24 protein-coding genes are annotated in these 24,438 nt (G+C 71.3%); 15 read left to right on the top strand and 9 right to left on the bottom strand.

The genetic code is table 11. The features are described 5' to 3' along the window. Nucleotides 1–121: 121 nt before the first annotated feature. Complete coding sequence (locus ACFTQE_RS11600) at nucleotides 122–1,564, bottom strand: helix-turn-helix domain-containing protein (RefSeq protein WP_376925212.1); 1,443 nt, start codon at nucleotides 1,562–1,564, stop codon at nucleotides 122–124. Nucleotides 1,565–1,694: 130 nt separating this feature from the next. On the opposite strand from ACFTQE_RS11600, the gene ACFTQE_RS11595 reads away from it, so the two are divergent. Beyond that, nucleotides 1,695–3,560, top strand: coding sequence for a phosphoenolpyruvate carboxykinase (GTP) (locus ACFTQE_RS11595; RefSeq protein WP_376925211.1), 1,866 nt, complete (start codon nucleotides 1,695–1,697; stop codon nucleotides 3,558–3,560). 178 nt (nucleotides 3,561–3,738) lie between these two features. Continuing rightward, nucleotides 3,739–4,119: a DUF1622 domain-containing protein gene (locus ACFTQE_RS11590; protein ID WP_376925210.1), complete on the top strand. Its 381-nt coding sequence runs from the start codon at nucleotides 3,739–3,741 to the stop codon at nucleotides 4,117–4,119. 12 nt (nucleotides 4,120–4,131) lie between these two features. Here the strand turns inward: ACFTQE_RS11590 and ACFTQE_RS11585 are convergent, their stop codons facing one another. The 4 genes from ACFTQE_RS11585 to ACFTQE_RS11570 form a co-directional block, all read right to left on the bottom strand. Further along, complete coding sequence (locus ACFTQE_RS11585; protein WP_376925209.1) at nucleotides 4,132–4,641, bottom strand: 2'-5' RNA ligase family protein; 510 nt, start codon at nucleotides 4,639–4,641, stop codon at nucleotides 4,132–4,134. Between the two features lie 57 nt (nucleotides 4,642–4,698). Then, nucleotides 4,699–5,526, bottom strand: coding sequence for a hypothetical protein (locus ACFTQE_RS11580; RefSeq protein WP_376925208.1), 828 nt, complete (start codon nucleotides 5,524–5,526; stop codon nucleotides 4,699–4,701). A 168-nt stretch (nucleotides 5,527–5,694) separates the two neighbouring features. Further along, a complete protein-coding gene (locus ACFTQE_RS11575; RefSeq protein WP_376925207.1) occupies nucleotides 5,695–7,572 on the bottom strand; it encodes an ABC transporter ATP-binding protein in 1,878 nt (625 codons plus the stop codon). Between the two features lie 81 nt (nucleotides 7,573–7,653). Further along, a complete protein-coding gene (locus tag ACFTQE_RS11570; protein ID WP_376925206.1) occupies nucleotides 7,654–7,881 on the bottom strand; it encodes a hypothetical protein in 228 nt (75 codons plus the stop codon). Between the two features lie 83 nt (nucleotides 7,882–7,964). Here ACFTQE_RS11570 and ACFTQE_RS11565 point away from each other — a divergent pair, with 83 nt between their 5' ends. The 11 genes from ACFTQE_RS11565 to fdxA all read left to right on the top strand — a co-directional run bounded on the left by ACFTQE_RS11565 (nucleotide 7,965) and on the right by fdxA (nucleotide 19,004). After that, a complete protein-coding gene (locus tag ACFTQE_RS11565) occupies nucleotides 7,965–8,732 on the top strand; it encodes a sirohydrochlorin chelatase (RefSeq protein ID WP_376925205.1) in 768 nt (255 codons plus the stop codon). A gap of 154 nt (nucleotides 8,733–8,886) precedes the next feature. Continuing rightward, nucleotides 8,887–10,620 carry a nitrite/sulfite reductase gene (locus ACFTQE_RS11560; protein ID WP_376925204.1) on the top strand — a complete coding sequence of 578 codons (1,734 nt, stop codon included), beginning with the start codon at nucleotides 8,887–8,889 and terminating at the stop codon, nucleotides 10,618–10,620. Further along, the gene (locus ACFTQE_RS11555; RefSeq protein WP_376925203.1) at nucleotides 10,617–11,360 is read left to right on the top strand and encodes a phosphoadenylyl-sulfate reductase; all 744 of its coding nucleotides are present in this window, start codon (nucleotides 10,617–10,619) and stop codon (nucleotides 11,358–11,360) included. The genes ACFTQE_RS11560 and ACFTQE_RS11555 overlap by 4 nt, the downstream gene beginning before the upstream one ends. Next, nucleotides 11,357–12,280: a sulfate adenylyltransferase subunit CysD gene (gene cysD, locus ACFTQE_RS11550; RefSeq protein WP_376925202.1), complete on the top strand. Its 924-nt coding sequence runs from the start codon at nucleotides 11,357–11,359 to the stop codon at nucleotides 12,278–12,280. The genes ACFTQE_RS11555 and cysD overlap by 4 nt, the downstream gene beginning before the upstream one ends. After that, complete coding sequence (locus tag ACFTQE_RS11545; protein ID WP_376925201.1) at nucleotides 12,280–13,641, top strand: sulfate adenylyltransferase subunit 1; 1,362 nt, start codon at nucleotides 12,280–12,282, stop codon at nucleotides 13,639–13,641. Before cysD ends, ACFTQE_RS11545 begins: the two co-directional genes overlap by 1 nt. Beyond that, complete coding sequence (locus ACFTQE_RS11540; protein WP_376925200.1) at nucleotides 13,638–14,750, top strand: ABC transporter substrate-binding protein; 1,113 nt, start codon at nucleotides 13,638–13,640, stop codon at nucleotides 14,748–14,750. The genes ACFTQE_RS11545 and ACFTQE_RS11540 overlap by 4 nt, the downstream gene beginning before the upstream one ends. 5 nt (nucleotides 14,751–14,755) lie before the next feature. Beyond that, nucleotides 14,756–15,499 (top strand): ABC transporter ATP-binding protein, encoded by a 744-nt coding sequence (locus ACFTQE_RS11535; RefSeq protein ID WP_376925199.1) that lies wholly within the window; start codon nucleotides 14,756–14,758, stop codon nucleotides 15,497–15,499. Next, nucleotides 15,489–16,442, top strand: coding sequence for an ABC transporter permease (locus ACFTQE_RS11530; protein WP_376925198.1), 954 nt, complete (start codon nucleotides 15,489–15,491; stop codon nucleotides 16,440–16,442). Before ACFTQE_RS11535 ends, ACFTQE_RS11530 begins: the two co-directional genes overlap by 11 nt. Next, nucleotides 16,439–17,251 carry a uroporphyrinogen-III C-methyltransferase gene (gene cobA / locus ACFTQE_RS11525; protein WP_376925197.1) on the top strand — a complete coding sequence of 271 codons (813 nt, stop codon included), beginning with the start codon at nucleotides 16,439–16,441 and terminating at the stop codon, nucleotides 17,249–17,251. Before ACFTQE_RS11530 ends, cobA begins: the two co-directional genes overlap by 4 nt. Further along, nucleotides 17,248–18,681 (top strand): FAD-dependent oxidoreductase, encoded by a 1,434-nt coding sequence (locus ACFTQE_RS11520; protein WP_376925196.1) that lies wholly within the window; start codon nucleotides 17,248–17,250, stop codon nucleotides 18,679–18,681. The genes cobA and ACFTQE_RS11520 overlap by 4 nt, the downstream gene beginning before the upstream one ends. Beyond that, entirely contained in the window at nucleotides 18,678–19,004 is a 327-nt protein-coding gene (gene fdxA / locus ACFTQE_RS11515) for a ferredoxin (RefSeq protein WP_375834400.1), read from the top strand. The genes ACFTQE_RS11520 and fdxA overlap by 4 nt, the downstream gene beginning before the upstream one ends. Before the next feature lie 37 nt (nucleotides 19,005–19,041). On the opposite strand, the gene ACFTQE_RS11510 is transcribed toward fdxA, so the two are convergent. After that, a complete protein-coding gene (locus ACFTQE_RS11510) occupies nucleotides 19,042–20,046 on the bottom strand; it encodes a helix-turn-helix domain-containing protein (RefSeq protein WP_376925195.1) in 1,005 nt (334 codons plus the stop codon). A gap of 105 nt (nucleotides 20,047–20,151) precedes the next feature. Continuing rightward, nucleotides 20,152–21,117: an alpha/beta hydrolase gene (locus tag ACFTQE_RS11505; protein ID WP_376925194.1), complete on the bottom strand. Its 966-nt coding sequence runs from the start codon at nucleotides 21,115–21,117 to the stop codon at nucleotides 20,152–20,154. 204 nt (nucleotides 21,118–21,321) lie between these two features. Between ACFTQE_RS11505 and ACFTQE_RS11500 the strand changes: the two genes are divergently transcribed. After that, nucleotides 21,322–21,675, top strand: a complete 354-nt coding sequence (locus ACFTQE_RS11500) for a hypothetical protein (RefSeq protein ID WP_376925193.1) — start codon at nucleotides 21,322–21,324, stop codon at nucleotides 21,673–21,675. Nucleotides 21,676–21,708: 33 nt separating this feature from the next. Here ACFTQE_RS11500 and ACFTQE_RS11495 read toward each other — a convergent pair whose 3' ends face one another. Further along, complete coding sequence (locus ACFTQE_RS11495; RefSeq protein ID WP_376925192.1) at nucleotides 21,709–22,116, bottom strand: hypothetical protein; 408 nt, start codon at nucleotides 22,114–22,116, stop codon at nucleotides 21,709–21,711. A 207-nt stretch (nucleotides 22,117–22,323) separates the two neighbouring features. After that, nucleotides 22,324–23,685: an MFS transporter gene (locus tag ACFTQE_RS11490; RefSeq protein WP_376925191.1), complete on the bottom strand. Its 1,362-nt coding sequence runs from the start codon at nucleotides 23,683–23,685 to the stop codon at nucleotides 22,324–22,326. Nucleotides 23,686–23,943: 258 nt separating this feature from the next. Between ACFTQE_RS11490 and ACFTQE_RS11485 the strand changes: the two genes are divergently transcribed. Then, nucleotides 23,944–24,393 (top strand): DUF2269 family protein, encoded by a 450-nt coding sequence (locus ACFTQE_RS11485; protein WP_376925190.1) that lies wholly within the window; start codon nucleotides 23,944–23,946, stop codon nucleotides 24,391–24,393. Nucleotides 24,394–24,438 lie beyond the last annotated feature (45 nt).

Genomic DNA, 24,438 nt, shown 5'->3' with positions numbered 1-24,438 from the left:
CTCGGTCACGGCGTGTCGCGCGATTCATCCGGCGACTCGGCGCGGCGGATGGGAGTGGGCTCGGTCAGCGAGGGCGCGGGCGCGGCGGGAGCCGGAAGGGTGGGCAGGGGAGGAACCGGGGCTACTGCTCGGCGTGCGCCTCGAGGAACCGGTAGACCGCGGAATCGTCGACGCCCGGGAACGTGCCGGAGGGCAGCGGCGAGAGCACGTGCGCGTGCAGGCGGGCGCTCGGCCAGGCCCGCCCGGCCCACCGCTCGGCGAGCTCCGACGGCGCACGGCGGCAGCACGACTCGTCGGGGCAGGTCGACACGGCGCGCTGGGTCGTCTCGCGCCCGCGGAACCACTTGGCCTGGTTGAACGGCACGCCGACCGAGATCGAGAACTCCGCGGCATCCGTGCGCCCCGTCTGCGTGGCGCACCAGAAGGTGCCGGCGGGAGTGTCGGTGTACTGGTAGTTCTCGGTCGTGCGGTTGGTGTGGCCGAACGCGGTGCGGGCGCTCCACCTCTTGCACACCCACTGGCCCTCGATCGATCCCGTGACGTCGGTCGGCAGGGGCAGGCCGTCGTTCTCGTACCCCTTCAGCAGGGCGCCGTCGCCCGCGACGCGGAGGAAGTGCAGCGTCATGTCGAGGTGGCTCGTCGCGAGGTTCGTGAAGCGCAGCGCCGCCGCCTCGTGCGTGACGCCGAACGCGTCGCGGAAGTCCTCGATGGCGAGTCGCTTCTCCTTCTTCGCGGCCTGCAGGAACGAGACGGATGCCTCGCGGGGCATCAGGCACGCGGCGGCGAAGTAGTTGATCTCGAGCCGCTGCCAGAGGAACTCCGCGTAGCTCGCCGGTCGCTCGTGCCCGAGCAGGCGGTGCGCCATCGCCTGGAGCGCCATCGAGCGCAGGCCGTGGCCGCCGGGGATCGACGCCGGCGGCAGGTAGATGCGCCCGTTCGCGATGTCGGTGATCGACCGCGTCGAGTCGGGCAGGTCGTCGACGTAGATGAGCTGGAAGCCGAGCTTCTCGGCCATGACGCTCACCTCGCGGTGGGTGAGGGCGCCCGAGCGGTGGCCGGAGGAGCGCACCTGGTCTTCGGCGAGCTGCTCGATGTCGGGGAAGTAGTTGTCGCGCTCGCGCATGCGCTCGCGCAGCTCGGTGTTGGCCCGCCGCGCCTCCTCGGGCGTCGCGATGGCCTCGCTCGCCCGCCGCTGCAGCTCCTGGTGGAGCCCGACGATCGCCTCGAGCGATTCGTCGGTGATGCCGCGGCCGGGGCGGATCGCGGGCAGTCCGAGGCTCGCGTACAGCGGGCTCGACTGCGCGCGCCCGAGTTCGAGCTCGAGCGCGGCGCGCCGGCTCGGCGCCTCGCGGGAGAGGAGGTCGGCCAGCTCGACGTCGAGCGACGCCGCGAGCGAGTCGAGCAGCGAGAGCTTGGGCTCGCGCTTGCCGTTCTCGATGAGCGAGAGCTGGCTGCCGGCCATGCCGACCGCATCGCCGAGCTGGTCGAGCGTGAGCCCGCGCCGGCTGCGGAAATGGCGGATGCGCTGGCCGAGGGTCGCGAGATCGGGGGAGCCTGCCTTCATGGCTTAAGGATAGCGAAAGATCGCACATTCTTAACGATCGATTTGGCCGAACGGATGCTCCAACAGCCCGCATTCTTGAAGTACGAACCAGTTCCGGCCCTCGGTCGGCACCTTTTGGAAAGGGACGAAGATGACCATCTCCGAGTTCTCGATCGGCACAGAGGCATCCGACTCGGCCGGCAGCATCCGTCGCGGAACCACCGACGCAGCCCTGCGCGCGTGGGTCGACGAGATCGCCGGCCTCACCAAGCCCGATGAGATCGTCTGGTGCGACGGTTCGCAGCACGAGGCCGACCTGCTGACGAAGCAGCTCGTCGCGGAGGGCAAGCTCATCAAGCTGAACCCCGAGTGGCGGCCCAACAGCTTCCTCGCGCGCACCGACCCGAAGGACGTCGCGCGCGTCGAGGATCGCACGTTCATCTGCTCGACGTACGAAGAGGACGCCGGCCCCACGAACAACTGGCGCGACCCGCGCGAGATGCGCGCGGAGCTGACCGACGTCTTCGACGGCTCGATGAAGGGCCGCACGATGTACGTCGTGCCCTTCTCGATGGGCCCGCTCGGCGGCCCCATCTCGCAGCTCGGCGTCGAGATCACCGACTCGCCCTACGTCGTGCTCTCGATGGGCATCATGACCCGCATGGGCGACGCCGTCTACCGCCTCATCGAGGCCGGCGAGCCGTGGGTGCGCACCGTGCACTCGGTCGGCTACCCGCTCATCGACGGCGTCGGCCACCGCCGCGCCGAGGCCGACTGGCCCTGCAACGACACCAAGTACATCGTGCAGTTCCCCGACTCCCGCGAGATCTGGTCGTACGGCTCGGGCTACGGCGGCAACGCGCTGCTCGCCAAGAAGTGCTTCGCGCTGCGCATCGCGAGCGTCATGGCGCGCGACGAGGGCTGGCTCGCCGAGCACATGCTGCTCATCAAGATCACCTCGCCCGAGGGCAAGGCGCACCACGTGGCCGCCGCGTTCCCGTCGGCGTGCGGCAAGACCAACCTCGCCATGCTGCGCCCGACGATCCCCGGCTGGAAGGTCGAGACGATCGGCGACGACATCGCCTGGATGCGCCCCGGCGACGACGGCCGCCTCTACGCGATCAACCCCGAGGCCGGCTTCTTCGGCGTCGCGCCGGGCACCGGCGAGACCACGAACCCGACGGCCGTGCAGACCCTCTGGGGCAACACGATCTTCACGAACGTGGCGCTGCGCCCCGACGGCGACATCTGGTGGGAGGGCCTGACCGACGAGGCGCCCGCCGAGCTCACCGACTGGCAGGGCAATCCGTGGACGCCCGACTCGGGTCGCCCCGCTGCGCACCCGAACTCGCGCTTCACCGTGGCAGCGGCCCAGTGCCCGCAGATCTCCGATGACTGGGACGCCCACGACGGCGTGCCGATCGACGCGATCCTGTTCGGCGGCCGCCGCGCGACGAACGTGCCGCTCGTCGCCGAGGCGCGCAGCTGGAAGCACGGCGTCTTCATGGGCGCGACGATCTCGTCGGAGAAGACCGCCGCCGCCGAAGGCACCGTCGGTGAGCTCCGCCGCGACCCGTTCGCGATGCTCCCGTTCTGCGGCTACAACATGGCCGACTACTGGGGCCATTGGGTCAAGATGGGTCGCGTGCTCGGTGAGAACGCGCCGAAGATCTTCCAGGTCAACTGGTTCCGCAAGGGTTCGGACGGCTCGTTCCTCTGGCCCGGGTTCGGTGAGAACTCGCGCGTGCTCGAGTGGATCGTCGGTCGCATCGAGGGCACGAGCGACATCGTCGAGACGCCCATCGGCCTGATCCCGGCCTCCGGGTCGCTCGACCTCGACGGCCTCGAGATCACGGATGACGCGCTCGAGCAGCTCTTCGACGTCGACCGCGACTCGTGGCTCGCGGAGTGCGAGCTCACCGATGCGTACTTCGGCCAGTTCGGCGACCGGGTGCCTGCGGCGCTCCGCGCCGAGCTCGCGAGCCTGCGCTACCACCTGCAGCACCAGGACGCGTAGCGTCCACGGAGGTGCCACCGCCGCGTGATCGCGGGGGTGGCGCCGCCGTGCCGCCTGCGGATGCCGCGGACGCCTGCGCTCGGGAAGGCGCGCGCCCGCGGCATCCGTCGACGGCACGGCGGCACGCCTGACGCGGTGCCGACCTGACCCGCGCTACCGTGTGCGCGAGGGGGCGCTCATGGAGTTCGGCACGGTCATCGAAGCGATCGGCGAGGTCATCGACGTGCTCGGCGTCGCGGCGATCGTGATCGGCATCGTCTACGCGGTCGTCGACGCGGCGGTGCGGGGCCTCCGCCGGGTGAACCCGGTGTACACGCGATTCCGCCGGGTGCTCGGGCGGGCGATCCTGCTCGGGCTCGAACTGCTCGTGGCCGCCGACATCATCAAGACCGTCGCGGTGACCCCGACGCTCGACTCGGTCGCGGTGCTCGCGATCATCGTGCTCATCCGGACGTTCCTCAGCTGGTCGCTCGAGCTCGAGATCTCCGGCCGCTGGCCATGGCAGAAGCGCAGCTCGCCCGATGACGAGCCGTCGCTCGCGCAGACCGAGGCGGGCTGACGGAGGTCCGCCTCAGTCGGGCGCCGTCGGCGGGGCCGAGTCGGTGACGGATGCCTCGCCGAGCGGCCACGCGCCGAGCACTCGCCGGTGATGGGCGCCCGACGAGGGCCGCATGTCGATGAGCGCGAGCTGCCGGAGCACCACCCGATCGCCGAGGCTCAGTCGGCCGTGGCGTTTCGCGGTGACGTGGGGGCGGAAGTCGGCCCGAGGATGGATGATCTCGATCCCGGCGGCGGCGAGGGCCGCGAGCCCCTTCGTGCGCAGCGCGGCGATCTCACCGCCGTCGCGGACGAGGTTCACGGGCACGTCGTGTCGGCGGCCGAACAGGGCCGGCTCGCCGGCGGTGCTGCTGATCGCCCGGGCCTCGAGTGCGACGCCGCTGAGCGCTGCCGCGATGAGCTGCGGCGGCCGGTCCGTGAGGAACGGCTCGACGAGCGTGACGTGCAGCGGCCAGTCCGCCACCGTGAACGACGCGTCCGCGGTGAGCGGCGAGAGCGGCAGGACGACGACGTAGCGCGTCATCCGCCGATTCTCGTCCACCACGGCTGAGGAGTACAGCGCGGTGTTCCCCGAGCGTGCTCAGCCGGCGTGCGGCTCGTCGAGTCGGCCGAGCAGCCGCAGCATGGCGGCGGGCGCGTAGCGGAACTCGATCGTGCCGCTCGCGCCGGGATCGGTCGGCCCGATCCAGGTGCTCGAACCCTCGTGCACGCGCACCCACCCGTTCTCGAAGAGCAGGTCGGTGCCGATGACGAAGGCCATCGCCGGGGACTCGCCCTGGCGCACGGCGATCGAGCCCTCGAAGACCTGAGATGCCGAGGCGTCCTGGTCCTCGCGGCACTGCACGCCCATGAGCGGACGTGCGATCGGCGTGGCGAAGCCGGTGACGTGGAACGGGCTGGCCTTCGCGGCATCGGCGACGACCCCGAAGTTCACGCTCGTCGAGACGAGGCTGAGCGCGGCCTGCCCATCGAGCACGAGGCGGCTCGAGACGCGGAACCGGTAGAAGAGCCGGCCCGACTCCCGTGCCGGCGGCAGCACGGCGAGGCTCGCCCAGTTGCGCGACCACGCGAGCGGTTCGCCGTCGCGGTTCGGCGGGTCGTAGAGGCTCGCGGTCAGCCGCACGGCACCGTCGGGCCGGGTCGAGGCGGCCTGCAGCGATGAGCGGCCGCGGTCGTCGTCGGGCATGACGTCGCGCACGGCGGTGAACGCCGGCAGCTGCAGCGGCTCCCAGTGCCGGAGCCAGCCCTGGATGCCGGCCTGGACACGATCGAAGGAGTTGCCGAGACCGCTTCGGGTCGTGGCGGTCTCCGCGTCGTCCCTCGAGTCGGGCAGCTCGTCGATGAGGTCGACGGGCAGTTCGTCGAGGGGTGCGAGATCGCGCTCGTTCGAGACGGTTGCGATGGTCATGGTGGTCCTCCGTGGGGCGTGGGCGCTTGGCATCCGATGGGGGGATGCGGGAGTCCACGCTACGAAGGTCGAGCCGGTGCGCCATCCGAGCGAGCACTGAGTTTCACTCGGGTTCGCACTGAGGGTGGCATCGCCGCAGCTCCGCGAGGAGCCGCGGCGACGCGCACGTCACACGAGCAACTGGTGCGCCGCGAGGTCGCGGTACAGGGGCACGGCTGCGACGAGCTCGGCATGGGTGCCCTCGCCGATCACTCGCCCCTCGTCGAGCACGATGATGCGGTCGGAGTCGATGACCGTCGAGAGCCGGTGCGCGATCACGATGAGCGTGCGACCCTCGGAGACCGCGTCGACGGCATCGCGCATCATGCGCTCGTTGACGCCGTCGAGCGAGGAGGTCGACTCGTCGAGCAGCAGGATCGGGGGAGCGGCGAGCAGCGCGCGGGCGATCGCGAGTCGTTGGCGCTCGCCGCCCGAGAGCATGATGCCGTCGTCGCCCACTGCGGCGTCGAGGCCTGCGGGGTCGCGATCGAGCACGCCGCCGAGGTTCACGGCGCGCAGCACCTGCTCGCACGCCGCGTCGCTCGCGTCGGGGCTGCCGAGCTTCAGGTTGTCGCGGAGGCTGCCGGCCAGCACCGGGGCATCCTGTTCGACGTAGCCGATCTGCGCCCGGAGCTCTGCCCGGTCGATCGATCGCAGGTCGAGGCCGCCCATGCGCACCGTGCCGACGGAGGGGTCGTAGAACCGCTCGACGAGCGCGAGGATCGTCGACTTGCCGGCGCCCGAGGGGCCCACGAGCGCGATGCGCTGCCCTCGCGGCACCTGGAAGGAGACGCCGCGCAGGACCGGCTGGCGGTCGGTGACGTCGGGCTCGGGCAGGTGCTCGTCGGCGGACTCGTTCGCGGGGTCGGCCGGATCCTGTCGCGTCGTCGCGTAGGCGAAGGTGACGTCGTCGAAGGCGATCGCCGGGGCCTCCGGCAGCACGCCCTCGTTCGCCGCGCCGACCATGAGCGCGAGCGGCGCGAGCTCCCGGTCGTGCGCGTCCTCATCGGGCAGATCGAGGATCTCCTGGATGCGGCCGAGGGCTCCGAGCGCCTGGTTCACCGAGGTGATCGCCCCGAAGAACAGCCCGAGCGGCATGATCATCATGAACAGGAAGAGGATGAAGGCGACGAGGTCGGCGACCTCGAGAGCGCCGGATGCCACGCGGAAACCGCCGACGCCGAGCACCACGAGGAACGACACCTGCATCGCGATGCCCGCGACCGGCACGATGAGGGCGGAGATCTTCGCGACCTTCACGCCCATCTGCCAGGCGCCCTCGGCGTGCGCCTCGACGTCGCGGATCTCGCGTTCGGTGGCCCCGGCCGCGCGGATCGTGCGCACGGCGCCGATCGCGCGTTCGACGGATGCCGCGACGTCGCCGACCTTCGCCTGCGCCGCGTGCGACGCCTCGCGCACGTGCCTCGACAGCAGCGTGACGGTCGTGATCGCGATCGCGATGACGAGCACGGTCAGGCCGAGCAGCACGGGGTCGATGACGAGCATCGCGATGAGCGCGCCGATGAAGGTGACCGTGCCGCCGATGGCCTCGACGAGGCCCTGCGTGAGCACCGCACGCAGCATCGTGGTGTCGCTGCCCACGCGCGAGACGAGGTCGCCGGTGCGACGCGTGTCGAACTCGGCGATCGGCAGTCGGAGCAGCTTGCCGATGAGGCGCTTGCGGCTCGACAGCACGACGCCCTCGCCGGTGCGCTGCAGCAGGTAGTGCTGGTAGCCCGTGATGACGCCGCTCACGATGACGAGGGCGACGAGCGCCCAGACGATGCCGCCGAGTGCGGCGCCGGCCTCGACGACCTGGATCACCTGGGCGACGAGCAGCGGCTGGGCGAGGCTCGCGAGGGCGCCGATGACGGAGAGGATCGCGACCCAGATGAGCACCGGGCGGTGCTCGAAGATGAACGGCAGCAGTTGCCGGAACGTGGCGCGAGGGCCGGTGGCCTCGCCGCGCCGCGAGAAGGGGGATCGTCGGGTCCGGGTGTCGCTCATGTCCTCTTCCTGGCCTGCGCGACGAGCGGATGCCGCATCCGCCCGAGTGTCGCAAAATCGCCGTCTTGCAGCTTACGTGCCCTACCTGCGTCCGTACTTCTTGTGCACCGCCTGCTTGGAGACCTCGAGCGCGAGGGCGATGAGCTGCCAGCTCGCCCCCGTTGCGCGCGCCCGCCGGACGGCGGTGGCCTCGGCGCGGTCGAGCTCGCGGGTGAGTTCGACGCGCGCGTGGTGGAGTGTGCGGAGCGCGCGGTACGGGTCGTCGCCGTCTGCTGCCGCGATCGCGGTGCGAATGGTGTTGTCGTCCATACGCGTCAACGGTAGTTGACGTTTTGCAACGCGTCAATGCAGGTTGACGTGCGGCGACGGTTGCGGCAGGGCACGATGGGGGGATGGACCCGACCACGGCCGCACTCGTCGGCATCTCGCACGGCACCGCATCGCCCGACGGGCAGGCCGCGGTGCAGCGGCTCATCGACGCCGTCGAATCGTCGGCGTCGGCCGAATCCCCGGTCACGGTGCGCCTCGGTCACGTCGACGTGCAGCAGCCGGATGTCGCGGCCACCCTCGGCGCGCTCCCGCCCGAGTCGCCCGCGGTCGTCGTGCCGCTGCTGCTCTCGGCGGGGTACCACGTGCATGTCGACCTTCGACGCGAGATCGCGTCCGTCGCCGATCGCCCCGTGCGGCTCGCCGCCGCCCTCGGCCCCGACGACCGACTCGTCGACGTGCTTCGCCGCCGTCTCGACGAGGCCGGCGCGAGGCCCGGCGATCTCATCGTGCTGGCCGTCGCCGGGTCGAGCGACGCACGCGCCGTCGACGACTGCCGGGACATGGGCGAGCGACTCTCGTCGGCGCTCGGTGCGCCGGTGACGGTCGGCTTCCTCTCCGCGGCGGAACCCCGGCTCGCCGATGCGATCACCGAGGTGCGAGCGGCAGCCGGCTCGCGCCGGGTCGTCGCGGCGAGCTACCTGCTCGCGCCGGGGTACTTCCAGGATCTCGCGGCGGCCGCCGGCGCCGACCTCGTCACCGAGCCGCTGCTGACCCCCGACGACGCCCCCGACGAGCTCGTCGACGTCGTGCTCGACCGATTCGCGGAAGCGATCGCGGCGGTGGATGCAGAGGCGGTCGCGGAGAGCTCCGGACCGGCGCGGGGAGCATAGCGCGAGTCGCCCCGCCGTACCGATTGTGACGCAGCATTGCCGTGATTGACGCCGTGTTGCCTTCCTTGCCGTGATGTGACGGCCCTCGTTCCGGCGCGCTGCCAACCCGCCTAGCCTCGGTCCAACCCGCACTCAGCGGTGACCGAGGAGAGACATGACGCAGGAGACGATCGAGGCGCCGAACCGCCCGGCGACCCGCTCCGGCGAGCGTCCGCCCCGCCCGGCGAGCCGCCCGCACGGGCAGTGGAAGGTCGACGGCACGGCACCGCTCAACGGCAACGAGGAGTGGAAGCAGGTCGACAACGGCCTGAGCGTGCGCGAGCGCATCGAGCGCGTCTACTCGAAGGGCGGATTCGCGTCGATCGATCCGACCGACCTGCACGGCCGCTTCCGGGTCTGGGGGCTGTACACGCAGCGCAAGCCCGGCATCGACGGCGGTCGCACCGCGACGCTCGAGCCGCACGAGCTCGAAGACGAGTACTTCATGCTGCGCGTGCGCATCGACGGCGGCCAGCTCACGACCGAGCAGCTCCGCGTGATCGCCGACATCTCGATCGACTTCGGCCGCGACACCGCCGACCTCACCGACCGGCAGAACATCCAGCTGCACTGGATCCGCGTCGAGGACGTGCCCGAGATCTGGCGCCGCCTCGAGGCCGTCGGGCTCGGCACCACCGAAGCCTGCGGTGACGTTCCCCGCGTTGTGCTCGGGTCACCCGTCGCCGGCATCGCCTCCGACGAGCTCATCGACCCGACCGCGCAGATCGACGCGATCACGAGCCGCTTCATCGGCGACGAGACGCTCGCGAACCTGCCCCGCAAGTTCAAGACCGCGGTCACCGGGCACCCGAGCCAAGACGTGGTGCACGAGATCAACGACGTCGCGTTCGTCGCGGTGGCGCACCCCGAGCTCGGCATCGGCTACGACCTCTGGGTCGGCGGCGGGCTCTCGACCTCGCCGCGCCTCGCCGAGCGCCTCGGCGTCTTCGTCGCCCCCGAACAGGTCGCTGACGTCTGGCACGGCGTCGCCCAGATCTTCCGCGACTACGGCTACCGGCGCCTCCGCAACAAGGCGCGCCTGAAGTTCCTGCTCGCCGACTGGGGCACCGAGAAGTTCCGCGAGGTGCTCGAGACCGAGTACCTCGACGCCCCGCTGCCCGACGGGCCCGCGGCCCCCAAGCCGCTCGCGCACGGCGACCACGTCGGCGTGCACCGCCAGAAGGACGGCCGGTTCTACGTCGGCGCCACGCCGATCGTCGGCCGCGTCTCGGGCCCGACACTCGCGAGACTCGCCGACCTCGTCGAAGCGCACGGCTCGTCGCGGCTGCGCACCACGCCGCACCAGAAGGTCGTGATCCTCGACATCCCCGAGGACCGGGTCGAGTCGCTCATCGCGGGCCTCGACGAGCTCGGCCTCTCGGCCCGCCCGAGCCTCATCCGCCGCGGCACGATCGCCTGCACGGGCATCGAGTTCTGCAAGCTCGCGATCGTCGAGACGAAGGCGTTCGCCACCGCTGCCGTGCTCGACCTCGAGCGCACGCTCGACGGGTTCGACCTGCCGCACCCGATCAGCCTGCACGTCAACGGCTGCCCCAACTCGTGCGCCCGCATCCAGACGGCCGACATCGGCCTCAAGGGCCAGCTCGTCATGAACGATGCCGGCGAGCAGGTGCCCGGCTACCAGGTGCACCTCGGCGGCGGGCTCGCATCGGCCGACCGCGACGACGCCGGCCTCGGCCGCACCGTGCGCGGCCTCAAGGTCGAAGCCGACGGCATCGCCGGCTACGTCGAACGGGTCGTCAAGCGCTTCCTCGACGATCGCGACGCCGTCGCCGACGAGACGTTCGCCGAATGGGCGCACCGCGCCGACGAGGAGGTGCTGCGATGAGCGTCTCGCTCGCCCCGCGCGCCACGGCGCTGCGCACCCACGACGAACTGCGGGCGCTCGCGGAGTCGGGCAACGTCGAACTCCGCAGCCTCGCCGCCGACGAGGCATCCGCCTACGAGGTCATCGCCTGGGTCGCGCGCAACTTCGACGCGGATGCCGCGGCCGTCGCCTGCTCGATGGCCGACGCCGTGCTCCCGCACGTCGTGGCCCAGTCGCTGCCGGGCGTCGACGTGCTCTTCCTCGACACCGGCTACCACTTCGCGAAGACGTACGAGACGCGGGATCGGGTCGCATCGGCGCTCGACGTGCGCGTGGTCGACGTGCTGCCCGAGCTCACGGTCGCTGAGCAGAACGCGAAGTTCGGGCTCGACCTGTTCGCCCGCGACGCCGCAGAGTGCTGCGCCATGCGCAAGGTCGCACCCCTGCACGATGCGCTCGGGGGCTACGAGCTGTGGTTCACGGGGGTGCGCCGCGACGAGGCGCCCACTCGCACGAACACCCCGCTCGTGACGTTCGACGATCGGAACGGCCTCGTGAAGGTCAACCCGCTCGCGGCGTGGAGCTTCGACGAGCTGATCGACTACTCGAACGCCTTCGGCGTGCCCGTGAACGAGCTGCTGACCCAGGGGTACCCGTCGATCGGCTGCGAGCCGTGCACCCGGCAGGTGGCCGAGGGCGAAGACCCGAGGGCCGGCCGCTGGTCGGGTCTCGACAAGACGGAATGCGGGTTGCACGTATGAGCGCCATCGACACCTTCCCCGTCGAGACCGGCATCGACGCGCTCGACGCCCTCGAGTCCGAGGCGATCCACATCATCCGCGAGGTCGTCGCCGAATTCGAGCGGCCCGTGCTGCTCTTCTCGGGCGGCAAGGACTCGGTGCTCGTGCTGCACCTCGCGGCCAAGGCCTTCTGGCCGGGCAAGGTGCCGTTCCCCGTGCTGCACGTCGACACGGGCCACAACTTCCCGGAGGTCATCGACTTCCGCGACCGCACGGTCGAGCGGCTCGGGCTGCGCCTCGAGGTCGCCGCCGTGCAGGACTACCTCGACGACGGCCGGCTGCAGGAGCGGGCCGACGGCACGCGCAACCCGCTGCAGACGCAGCCGCTGCTCGACGCGATCGCAGCGGGCCGGCACGACGCCGTCTTCGGCGGGGCCCGACGCGACGAGGACAAGGCGCGCGCCAAGGAACGGATCCTGAGCCTCCGCGACGAGTTCGGCCAGTGGGACCCGCGCAACCAGCGCCCCGAGCTCTGGGACCTCTACAACGGCCGCCACACCGTGGGCCAGCACGTGCGGGCGTTCCCGATCTCGAACTGGACCGAGCTCGACGTGTGGCGCTACATCGAGCGCGAGCAGATCGAGCTCCCGCCGCTGTACTACGCGCACGAGCGCGAGGTCTACCGCCGCGACGGCATGTGGCGTGCGATCTCCGAGGTCTCGCCCCCGCGTCCCGACGAGTTCGTCGAGCGACGCACCGTGCGGTATCGCACCGTCGGCGACATGAGCTGCACCGGCGCCGTCGAGTCCGCCGCGGCATCCGTCGCCGATGTCGTGGCCGAGGTCGCGACCTCGACGCTCACCGAGCGGGGTGCGACGCGTGCCGACGACCGCATCTCGGAGGCCGCCATGGAGGATCGCAAGAAGGACGGGTACTTCTGATGAGCGACGCACTGTTCCGGTTCGCCACCGCCGGCTCGGTCGATGACGGCAAGTCGACCCTCGTCGGCCGCCTGCTGCACGACTCGAAGGCGATCCTCGCCGACCAGCTCGAGTCGGTCGCCCGCACCTCCGCCGAGCGCGGCTTCGGCGGCGAACCCGGCGCGATCGACTTCGCGCTGCTCACCGACGGCCTGCGCGCCGAGCGCGAGCAGGGCATCACGATCGACGTCGCCTACCGCTACTTCTCGACCGGCCGGCGGTCGTTCATCCTCGCCGACTGCCCCGGGCACGTGCAGTACACGCGCAACATGGTGACCGGCGCCACCACCGCCGACGCCGTCGTCGTGCTCGTCGACGCCCGCAACGGCGTGCTCGAGCAGACCCGGCGCCACCTCGCCGTCGTCGCGCTGCTGCGCGTGCCGCACGTGATCATCGCCGTCAACAAGATCGACCTGCTCGGATACTCGCAGGCCGCGTACACCGCGGTCGCCGACGAGGTCTCCGCGCTCGCCGTCGACCTCGGCCTGCCCGCGGCGCATGTCATCCCGGTCTCGGCGCTCGCCGGCGACAACGTCGTCGACCGTTCGGCGAACACGCCCTGGTACGACGGCCCGAGCCTCATCGAACTGCTCGAGGCGCTGCCCTCCCTCGACGAGCTCGAGACCGAACTCGAAGCGCTGCGGATGCCGGTGCAGCTCGTCATCCGCCCGCAGGGCGCCGTGGCGCACGACGCCGAGGACCCGGAGCGGTTCCGCGACTACCGCGCGTTCGCCGGGCGCATCGCCTCGGGCACCGTGCGCGTCGGCGATCGCGTGCAGGTGTTCCCCGGGGGTGCGACGACGACCGTGACGGGCATCGACGCCGGACCGCGCGAGCTCGACGCGGCATCCGCACCCCGCTCGGTCTCGCTCCGCCTCGCCGACCAGCTCGACGCCGCACGCGGCGCCGTCATCGTGGCGGCCGGCGCACTGCCCGAACCGCGTCGCGAACTCGACGCCGCGCTGTTCTGGCTCGGGGCGGTTCCCCTTCGCCCGGGCGCCCGCGTGCTCGTGAAGTCGGGCACGACGACCGTGCAGGCGCTCGTGCCCGAGATCGTCGGACGCCGCGACCTCGACTCGCTCGATCTCGAGCCGGCCGAGCTGCTCGAGATCAACGACATCGGCCAGGTGCGTGTGCGCCTCTCGGCCGAGCTGCCCGTCGAGGAGTACGCCGCGCACCGCCGCGCCGGCGCGTTCCTCGTCATCGACCCGCAGTCGGGCGCCACGCTCGCCGCCGGGATCGTCACCGCACCGGTGACCCCAGACACCGGCGATGCCGGGAGCACCCGCACGACCACCGACACCGAAGGAGTAGCAGCATGACCGCAACATCACGCACCCGTTCCCGCCTCGGCCTGGTCGCGGGCATGATGCTCGCCGCGGCGATCGTCACCGCGGCGGTGCTCTCCCTGAGCGGCTGCGCGCCGCAGTCGGCGGCCGGGGAGGCCGCGGAAGCCTCGGCCTCGACCACGCCGGCAGCCGAGCTCCGGCTCGGGTACTTCGCGAACGTCACCCACGCCCCTGCGCTCGTGGGCCTGCAGGAGGGCCTCTTCGCCGACGCGCTCGGCGACACGAAGCTCACGACCCAGGTGTTCAACGCCGGCCCTGCCGCGATCGAGGCGCTCTCGGCCGGAGCGATCGACGCGACCTACATCGGGCCGAACCCGTCGATCAACACGTTCATCCAGTCGGGCGGGCAGTCGGCGCACATCGTCGCCGGCGCTGCGACCGGGGGAGCGGCGCTCGTCGTCCGCGACGGCATCGACTCGGTGGAGGACCTCGAGGGCACGACCATCGCGACGCCGCAGCTCGGCAACACGCAGGACGTGGCGCTGCGCTCGTGGCTCGCAGGCGAGGGCTTCGAGACCGACACGACGGGCGGCGGCGACGTGCACATCACGCCGACCGAGAACGCGCAGACGCTCACGCTCTTCCAGCAGGGCGGCCTCGACGGCGCCTGGCTGCCCGAGCCGTGGGTCTCGCGACTGATCGTCGACGCCGGTGCCCACGTGCTCGTCGACGAGGCCGATCTGTGGGAGGACGGCGCCTTCCCGACGACCGTGCTGCTCGTTCGCGCCGAGTTCCTCGAGGAGCACCCCGAGACGGTGCAGGCGCTGCTCGAGGGCCACGTGGCATCCGTCGCCTGGCTCGGCGACCACGCGGCCGAGGCGCCGACCGTCATCAACGCGGCGCTCGAGGCCGACACGGGCAAGCCGCTGGCCGACGAGGTCATCACCCGGGCGCTCGAGCACGTGACCTTCTCGGTCGACCCGCACGCCGAGACGTTCGAGACGCTCGTCGCGAACGGACTCGAGGCGGGCACCCAGAAGGACGGCTCGATCGACGGGTTGTTCGACCTGCGGCTCCTGAACGGGCTGCTCGAAGCCGGCGACGCCGAACCGGTCTCGGCCGGCGGCCTCGGCGAGGAGTAGAAGCGATGAGCGGGCAGACGGCCATCCGCATCGAGCAGCTCGGCAAGCGCTTCGGCGCCGGCCCGCTCGTGCTCGACGACGTGAACCTGACGGTCTCGACCGGAGAGTTCGTCTGCCTGCTCGGAGCCTCGGGGTGCGGCAAGTCCACGCTCCTGAACCTCATCGCGGGCCTCGACCGCCCGACGACCGGAACCATCGACGTTCCGGCAGAAGGCGCCGCGGTGATGTTCCAGGAGTCGGCGCTCATGCCGTGGCTCACCGCCCGCCAGAACGTCGAGCTCGCGCTGCGCCTGCGCGGCGTCGCACGCTCGGCACGGCGGGGCGAGGCGCTCGAGCTGCTCGACACGGTCAACCTCGCGGATGCCGCGGAGAAGCGCCCCCACGAGCTCTCGGGCGGCATGCGCCAGCGCGTCGCCCTCGCCCGCGCACTCGCGCAGGACCGGCCGGTGCTCCTCATGGACGAACCGTTCGCCGCCCTCGACGCGATCACCCGCGACCTGCTCCACGAGGAGCTCGAGCGCGTCTGGCGCCGCACGGGGCGCACCATCGTCTTCGTCACACACAATGTCCGCGAAGCTGCTCGGCTCGGGCAACGGGTCGTCCTCCTGTCGTCCCGGCCCGGCCGAGTCGCGGGCGAGTGGCGCATCGCCGAGACATCCGGCCGTCGCATCGAGTCGCCCGAGGTCGCGGCGCTCTCGATCGAGATCACGGAACAGCTCCGGAAGGAGATCCGCCGAAATGCCGCATGACATCGTGACCGAGGCTCCGCTGCTCGACGAGTCCGCGCTCGCAGAGGCCGAAGCCGGCACGCCGGGCCCGTCTCGAACCGCCCAGGACGACCTCCGCAGCCTCGAGGCGGGCCTCGACCGCCTGCAGACCGACCCCGAGCACGCGCCCGGCATCTGGCAGCGCTTCGTCACGAGCGTGCTGCCGCCCATCCTCTTCGTCGTCGCCCTCGTCGCGGCGTGGCAGCTCTACGTCGTGATCGCGCAGCCGCGCCCCGACATTGTGCCCGGCCCGCTCGACGTCGTCGCCGCGATCTCCGGGGCCTGGGAGTCGGGCCGACTGCAGCTCGCCGTCGTCACGAGCCTCGAGCGCGGGGTCGTCGGATTCCTCATCGCCGTCGTCGTGGGCACCCCGCTCGGGCTCCTGCTCGCCGAGGTGAAGCCGCTGCGCCGTGCCATCGGCCCGATCATCTCGGGCCTGCAGGTGCTGCCGTCGGTCGCGTGGGTGCCGGCCGCGATCATCTGGTTCGGCCTGACCGACGCGACGGTCTACTTCGTCGTGCTCATGGGGGCCGTGCCGTCGATCGTGAACGGGCTCATCGCGGGGGTCGAGCAGGTGCCGCCGCAACTCCGCCGAGTCGGCACGGTGCTCGGCGCGGGGCCGTCGCGGCTCGCCGCCTTCATCGTGCTCCCCGCGGCGCTCCCCGGCTACGTCGCCGGACTCAAGCAGGGCTGGGCGTTCTCGTGGCGCTCGCTCATGGCCGCCGAGATCATCGCCGTCGGCGGCACGATCGGCTTCGGACTCGGCTCGATGCTCGACCAGAGCCGCGAACTCGCCGACCTCGCCGGCGTGCTCGCGACGATCCTCGTGATCCTCGCGATCGGCATCCTCATCGAACTCGTGGTCTTCGCCCCGCTCGAACGACGGATGCTGCGCCGCCGCGGCCTGCTGGGAGGCACCCGATGACCGCGGAGACGCGCGGCGACGTCGTGCGCGGCGACGTCGTGCGCGGCGACGTCGTGCTCGTCGGGGCCGGGCCGGGCGATGCTGGGCTCCTCACGATCCGGGGCCTCCGTGCGCTCGAGGCCGCCGACGTCATCGTCGCCGATCGGCTCGGCGCCCGCGGCGTGCTCGACGGACTCGCCGCCGAGGGTGTCCGGCTCCGCGCCGAGGTCGTCGACGTCGGCAAGCTCCCCGGCCATCACGCCGTGCCGCAGGACGCGATCAACGCGCTGCTCGTCACGCTCGCCCGGGATGGCAAGCGCGTCGTGCGCCTGAAGGGCGGGGACCCGTTCATCTTCGGCCGCGGCGGCGAGGAACTCGCCTTCTGCCGCGACCACGGCATCGACGTCGAGGTCGTGCCCGGCATCACGAGCGCCATCTCGGTGCCCGCGATCGCCGGCATCCCGCTCACGCACCGCGGCCTCGCGACGACCTTCACCGTCGTCACGGGCCACGACCAGATCCAGTCGCTCGGCGGCGGCCGCGACCACACGGTCGTGCTGCTCATGGGCATCGGCACCCTCGCGAACTCCGCGATCACCCTCGCCCGCGGTGAACGCGGCGGCGACTGCCCCGTCGCGATCGTGGAAGACGGCTACGGGCCGGCACAGCGCGTCACCGTCGGTACGCTCGACACGATCGCCCTGCAGGCGGCGCGGCGCGGCATCCGCTCGCCCGCGGTCGTCGTCGTCGGCGATGTCGTGGCCCTGAGCCCGTACGCCGAACCGCTCGTCGAAACCAGTGCAACCCACCGAAAGGCCCAGCAGCAATGACCCGATCCCTCCGCGTCGCGATCGTCGGCGCCGGCCCGGCCGGCATCTACGCCGGCAACATCCTGAGCCGGCAGGTCGCCGAGGCCGACGGCGAGGTCGCGATCGACCTGTACGAGTCGCTGCCGGCGCCCTACGGCCTGATCCGCTACGGCGTTGCGCCCGATCACCCCCGCATCAAGGGCATCGTCAACTCGCTGCACGAGATGCTCGACGCCGGCACGATCCGCCTCATCGGCAACGTCGAGGTGGGGCGCGACATCACCGTCGACGAACTGCGCGAGCGCTACGACGCCGTCATCCTCGCCACCGGCGCCCTGCGCGACGCTCCGCTCGACATCCCGGGCATCGACCTGCCCGGTTCCTTCGGCGCGGCCGACTTCGTCGCCTGGTACGACGGCCACCCCGACGTGCCCCGCACCTGGCCGCTCGAGGCGCAGTCCATCGCCGTCATCGGCAACGGCAACGTCGCGCTCGACGTCGCCCGCGTGCTCGCGAAGCACCCGAGGGACCTGCTGTCGACGGACGTCCCGGCGAACGTCGTCGAGGGGCTCGAGGCGTCGCCCGTCACCGACGTGCACGTCTTCGGCCGCCGCGGCCCCGGCCATGTGAAGTTCACGCCGATCGAGCTGCGCGAGCTCGGCGAGGTGCCCGACGTCGACGTCATCGTCTACGACGCCGACTTCGTGCGCGCCGAGAACGACCCGCACGCCGAGCAGCTGTTCGCATCGAACAACCAGGTCAAGGTCATGACACGCACGCTCAACGGCTGGCGCAAGCCAGAGGGCCACGAGTACACCGCCTCGCGACGCCTGCACCTGCACTTCCTGCACGCGCCCGTCGAGGTGCTCGGCACCGACGCCGTCGAGGCCGTGCGCTTCGAGCTCACGCGCCCCGTCGGCGACGGCTCGGTCGAGGGCACCGGCGAGTTCGCCGACATCCCCGTGCAGGCGATCTACCGCGCCGTCGGCTACGCGAGCTCGCCCGTCGACGGCGTGCCGTTCGACGACCGCACTGCCGTCATCCCCAACGAGGGCGGCCGCGTGACGGATGCCTCGGGCGCGCACCTGCCCGGCGTCTACGCGACCGGCTGGATCAAGCGCGGCCCCGTCGGCCTCATCGGCCACACCAAGGGCGACGCGCTCGAGACCATCACGAACCTGCTGGCGGATGCCGCGGCACGGGTGCTGCCCGAACCGACCGTCGCCTCGGGGCCCGACCGCGACGAGGTGTTCGAACTGCTCGAGGCGCGAGGCATCCGCTTCACGACCTGGGCCGGCTGGCTCGAACTCGACGCGCACGAGCGCGGCCTCGGCGCGGCGTGGGAGCCGGCTGCGGCCGCCCACCACGGCATCGTGCGCGAGCGCGTGAAGGTCGTGCCCCGCGACGAGCAGGTGGAGATCTCGCGCGACGGCGCCCTGGCGCTGTCGTGACCTACGTCATCGCGCTGCCGTGCGTCGACGTCAAGGACCGCGCGTGCATCGACGAGTGCCCGGTCGACTGCATCTACGAGGGTGAGCGCTCGCTCTACATCCACCCCGACGAGTGCGTCGACTGCGGTGCGTGCGAGCCGGTCTGCCCCGTCGAGGCGATCTACTACGAAGACGACCTGCCCGACGTCTGGGCCGACTACTACAAGGCCAACGTCGAGTTCTTCGACGAGATCGGCTCGCCCGGCGGCGCGGCGAAGACCGGGGTGCTCGATTTCGACCACCCGCTCATCGTCGCACTGCCGCCGCAGGCGGCCCACGCCTGACCCGTCGCCCGAGGAGCCGGCGCGCCGGGATCCGGTCTCAGCCGAGTCCGGGGCGGGCGAGCGCAGCGAGCGTGCGCGCGAGCACGTACCGGGTGCGCCCGGTCGGAGTCCGAGGGTCGTACCCGAGCTGCGCGGTGATGGCGTCGGCGCGGGCCTGCACACTCGAGTGGTGCATGCCGAGCATGGATGCCGCGGCCCGCATGCTGCCCGCGTCGGCGACCGCCTCGAGCACCTCGCGCGATCGGGCGTCGAGCTTCGCGAGCGCCGTGGCGTCGGGATGGGGCGCGCCGCGGCGGTCGGCCCCCTCCGCGACGAGCAGCACGGCGCCGAGTTCGGCGGCGTCGACCACGGGCTGGCGGTCGGTGCTCAGCCGAAGCGCCACGAGCGCCGATGCCCAGGATTCGGGCAGTCGTTCCGTCGGCCCGCCGACGCCGATGCCGGCCGCGACGCTCGTGGGCAGTTCGACGGCGTGATCGACGAGGACGACCCGCGCGAGACCGCGCGAGGTCGCCACGATGGCGTTCGGGCCGGGCGTGATCGCCGCGGCATCGGGATGGAACGCGATCGCGCGAACGGCCTCACGGCCGTCGAACCGCAGCCTCGCTGCCGCGACCGCGCGTTCCGCGGGCGTCGCGCTCGCCGAGACCACGACCTCGACGGCGGCATCCGCCGTGTTCGCGCGTCGCGCCGAGGTGATCGCGACGGCGAGCGCCAGTCGCTCGAGCACCATCGCGTCGTTCGCATGCGCGGCGCCCTCGCGTTCGATCCAGACGTGCGAGCCGTCGCTCGTCTCGCGTGACGGCCAGCCCGCCGCTGCGGCATCCGCGATCGGCTCCGCCCGCTCGCCGTCGGGGGTGATGCGGATCGCCGCCCTGCCCTCGGCCGCACGGCCGGCGGTCGTGCCGGTGAGCACTGCGGCACCGCGCAGGAGCGTTTCGATGCCGACGCCGCCGGCGACGAGCGTGTCGAAGTACGAGACGACCTTCAGGGTGTCGCTCGCCTCGGGGTCCAATGCGGTCAGTCGACCGACGAGTTCCTGCATGTGCGGGCTCCATCGCGGGGTTCGTCCAACACTATCGAGCACTGCGGTGGTTCCCGCGGCCGCGGGCGGGGGCAGGCGTTGCTCGCCGCCCGCGGCCGCGGAGGATCAGGCCCCGAGGATGCGGCCGACCCAGTTCGTGCGCGCCTCCGTCATCGAACGGGAGAGCGCCGCGTGGGGAGCCATCATGTCGAAGCCGTGGAAGCCGCCCGGCCAGACGTGCAGTTCCGCCTGGCCGCCGTCGGCCCAGATCTGCGTCGCGTAGGCGACGTCCTCGTCGCGGAAGACCTCGGCGCTGCCGCAGTCGATGAACGCGGGCGGCAGTCCGGAGAGGTCGGTCGCACGCGCGGGAGCGGCGTAGATCGAGACATCGCCGGTGGCGCGGCGGTCGCCGAGCAGGGCGCCCCAGCCGGTGATGTTGCTCGTGCGGTCCCAGACGCCGACGCCGTCGATCTGTCGCGTCGAGACGGATGCATCGCGATCGTCGAGCATCGGGTAGATCAGCACCTGCCCGGCCAGGGCGGGGCCGCCCCGGTCGCGTGCGAGCAGCGAGACGCCCGCGGCGAGTCCGCCGCCGGCGCTCGCCCCGGCGATGATGAGCCGGTTCGGATCGATGCCGAGCTCCTCGGCGTGCGCGGCGGTCCAGACGAGGCCGGCGTAGGAGTCCTCGACCGGGAACGGGTCGGGGAACTCGGGTGCGAGGCGGTACTCCACGGTCACGCAGACGGCGTCGAACCGCTCGATCCAGTCGACGACTCCGGCGATGCCCACGAAGCGATCGCCGATGATCATCCCGCCGCCGTGCGTGTGGAAGATGCCCGGCCCGATGCCCGTGCGACCCTCGCGAGCCAGCACCGTGACCACGATGTCCGCACCCTCGTGCCCGGGAATCGTGACGTCGCGCCGGGTGATCCCCCGCTCGACGAGGAGGTCGTCGACCGATGCGACGACCGGGGCCTGGCGCATGAGGGTGATCATCTCGGGCGTGATCGACGGCGGCATCGATTCCGCGAGGACGCCGAGCACGGCCTCCAGCTCGGGGTCGAAGGGGGGACGGGCCAGGGTGTCGGTCATGTGGAGCTCCTCCATCGTGCGTCACCTCGTCGTGACGACTCCTTCGATCCTCCGGCGACGACGACGGCGCCCGGAACCGCCGTCCGCGGCGGGATCCGAGCCATTCTCCCGCCGTTCGGCGGTTCATTTCCGCGTGTGACGGGCGCCCGCGACATCCGCTCGCCTGCGGCGTATCGTGGCCGCAACGAACCCCGAGGAGCCCTCATGTCGCACCGTGAACCGCACACCCGCACCGAGCCGCACGCCGGCACGGTCATGGGCATGCGCGGTTGCGAGGCGGCGGCGACGTGCGGCAGCGACCGGCCGGGTCATCGGCTGCACGCGATGCAGGAGCGGCTCGCCGGCGCGACGGCGAGCAAGTGGATCGACGCGATCGTCGTCGACAGCGACGACGACGGGTTCGCGACCGTCGCCGAGTTCACGGGCGGGAGACTGCGCCGCGTGTGGCACCACGACGCCTTCGAGGGCGTGCTGGTGGTCGGCGCGCCGGTCGCCGTGCACGACGTCTACGGCGTGCTCGCGCACGGCGGTCGCCGCTTCAGCGTCGCGACGGCCTGACCGGTCCCGGCGGGCCGGGCGCTCCGATCGGGATCAGGTCGTCGGCATCGCCCCGCTCATCGAGCCCATCATCTTCTCCATCGCCATGACGGCCTGATCGCACGCCATCGCGCAGAGCCGGCACTGCTCGCTCATGTCGGCGTGCGACATGCACTCGGCCGAGCAGGCGCGCGCCATCATGACGGTCGACTGCATCATCGACATCATCACCTGCATGTCCCAGCCGTGCATGCGCAGCATCATGCGCATCATCGTGCTGCACATGTCGGCGCAGTTCGCACAGAGGCTCGAACATCGGCCCATGCCCGCGGCGGCGTCGGAATCGGCGCACATCACGCAGGCCTGCATGCATGCGGACAGGGCTTCCATGCACTCCTGCATCATCGCCGGATCCATGCCCTGCATCGGCATCTCCGACGACGACATCGCGCCCTTCATCATGTCCATCGTCATGTTCATCGGCTCGACCCGCCGTCCTGGGCGCTGAGCGTCGACGATGCCGGCGGATGACTCGGCGACCCTGTTCGCAGCCATGCTACGCCCGCCCGTCACGGCCGAGAAGGGGTGCGCGTGACGATCGTGTGAACGATCGGCGGGGACGACGAAGGGCGGATGCCACGCGGCATCCGCCCTTCGAACCGCTCGGAATCAGGCGTCGATGTCGACGTCCTTCGTCTCCTTCGAGACGAGCAGGGCGATGAGCGTGAGCACCGCCATGGCCGACAGGTAGATGCCCACCCAGAACGGGCTGCCGCCACCGGCCTGCCACAGCGCCACCGCGATGAACGGGGCCACAGCCGCACCGAGGATCGACGACACGTTGTACGAGATGCCCGAGCCCGTGTAGCGCACGTTCGTCGGGAACAGCTCGGGCAGGAGCGCGCCCATCGGGCCGAACGTCATGCCCATGAGCGAGAAGCCCACGACGAGCCAGAGCATGACGCCCCAGAAGCCGGCGCCGAGGAGTGGCACCCAGACGAGGCCGAACACGATGATGCCGAGCGTGACCCAGATGAGCGTCTTGCGGCGGCCCCATCGGTCGGCCCAGGGGCCGGAGAGCAGCGTGAAGATCCCGAAGAACACGACGCCGCCGATGAGCATCAGCACGAAGGTGTTGTACGAGTAGCCGAGGCCGGGCAGCGCGCCTTCGGCGGGTTCGACCGCCGCGCGGCCGTAGCTGAGCGAGAACGTGGTCATCAGGTAGAAGAGCACGTAGGTCGCCAGCATGAAGAACGTGCCGAGGATGAGCTGCTTCCAGTGGTGCTTGAAGACCTCGCCGAGGGGGAGCTTCTTGAGCTTGCCCTCCTTCGACGCCTTCGAGAACGCGGTCGACTCGACGAGGCGCAGGCGCACCCAGAGGCCGACGATCACCATGACGACGGAGAACAGGAACGGGATGCGCCAGCCCCAGTCGAGGAAGGCCTGCGAGGGCATCGTCGGGTCGTCGGACGGCAGCACCGCCGCGATGATCAGGAAGAGGCCGTTCGCGATGATGAACCCGATGGGGGCGCCGAGCTGCGGGAACGTGCCGTACCAGGCGCGCTTGCCCTTCGGTGCGTTCTCGGTCGCCACGAGCGCGGCGCCCGACCACTCGCCGCCGAGCGCGAAGCCCTGCGCGATGCGGAGGACCACGAGGAGGAGCGGGGCGAGCCAGCCCACCATCGCGTACGTCGGCAGCAGGCCGATCAGGAAGGTCGCGATGCCCATCGTGAGCAGCGCACCGACGAGGGTGGCCTTGCGTCCGTGCTTGTCGCCGAGGTGGCCGAAGATGACCGCGCCGAGGGGGCGAGCGACCATCGCGGCGCCGAAGACGGCGAACGAGGCGAGCAGCGCCGTCGTCGGGTCGCCGGTCGGGAAGAAGAGGTGCGGGAAGACCAGCACGGCAGCGGTCGCGTAGACGTAGAAGTCGTAGAACTCGATCGTCGTGCCGATGAGGCTCGCGAGGATGACGCGGCTGCGCGGATTCGCGGGGGTTGCGGGGGCGGCCGTGGCCGCGGTTGAGGTGGACATCGTCTGCGAGGACTCCAAGGGGTGATCGATGCGCCCGTCTCCGGGCACGTCGGTCGGGCGTCGAGCGGAGTCGGTGGGGTGGAATCGTCGCTTGTGGCAACCGCACTAGCGTACGCCTCGATCGTTGACGATCCCCCAGATCGAGGGGCTCACGTGCGACGAACGGTGGCATCGGCGCGATGAACGGCGCTCGCCGGCCGAGCGGGATGGATCGAACGACGGATGCCGCGGCATCCGCCTCGTCGTTAGGCTGAGCCCATGGATACCCTGATCAGCATTCTGCACGTCGCAGGCGCCGTCTTCATCGTCGGCCCGATGGCGATCCTCCCGATGACCGCGATGCGGGCGGTGCGCGCCGGCAACGGGGCGCAGGTCGCTGTCCTCGCGAAGTCCACGACGATCTTCACGTGGCTGTCGCTGCTCGTCTTCGTGTTCGGCTTCGGTGCGATGAGCATGGCGCCCGAGGAGTTCGACCTGTCGATCACGACCCCGTGGATCCTCTGGTCGATCATCCTCTACATCATCGCCTTCGCCCTGACGCTCTTCGTCGTCGTGCCGTCGATGAAGAAGGCCGCAGAGGCGCTCGGCGCTGATGCCGGCGCGGGCGCCGACGCGCCGAAGGCGAGCTACCCCGCGATCGCAGCGGGCAGCGGCATCGCGTCGCTGCTCCTCGTCGCGGTCGTCGTGCTGATGGTCTGGAAGCCGTAGCTCAGCTCAGCTCAGCTCAGCTCAGCTCAGCTCAGCGCGCCGCTT

The organism is Agromyces sp. NPDC056965 (genome assembly GCF_042673425.1).
GTDB lineage: Bacteria > Actinomycetota > Actinomycetes > Actinomycetales > Microbacteriaceae > Agromyces.
The sequence above is the reverse complement of the archived record's forward strand: the minus strand, read 5'-3'. Positions and strand labels throughout refer to the sequence as shown.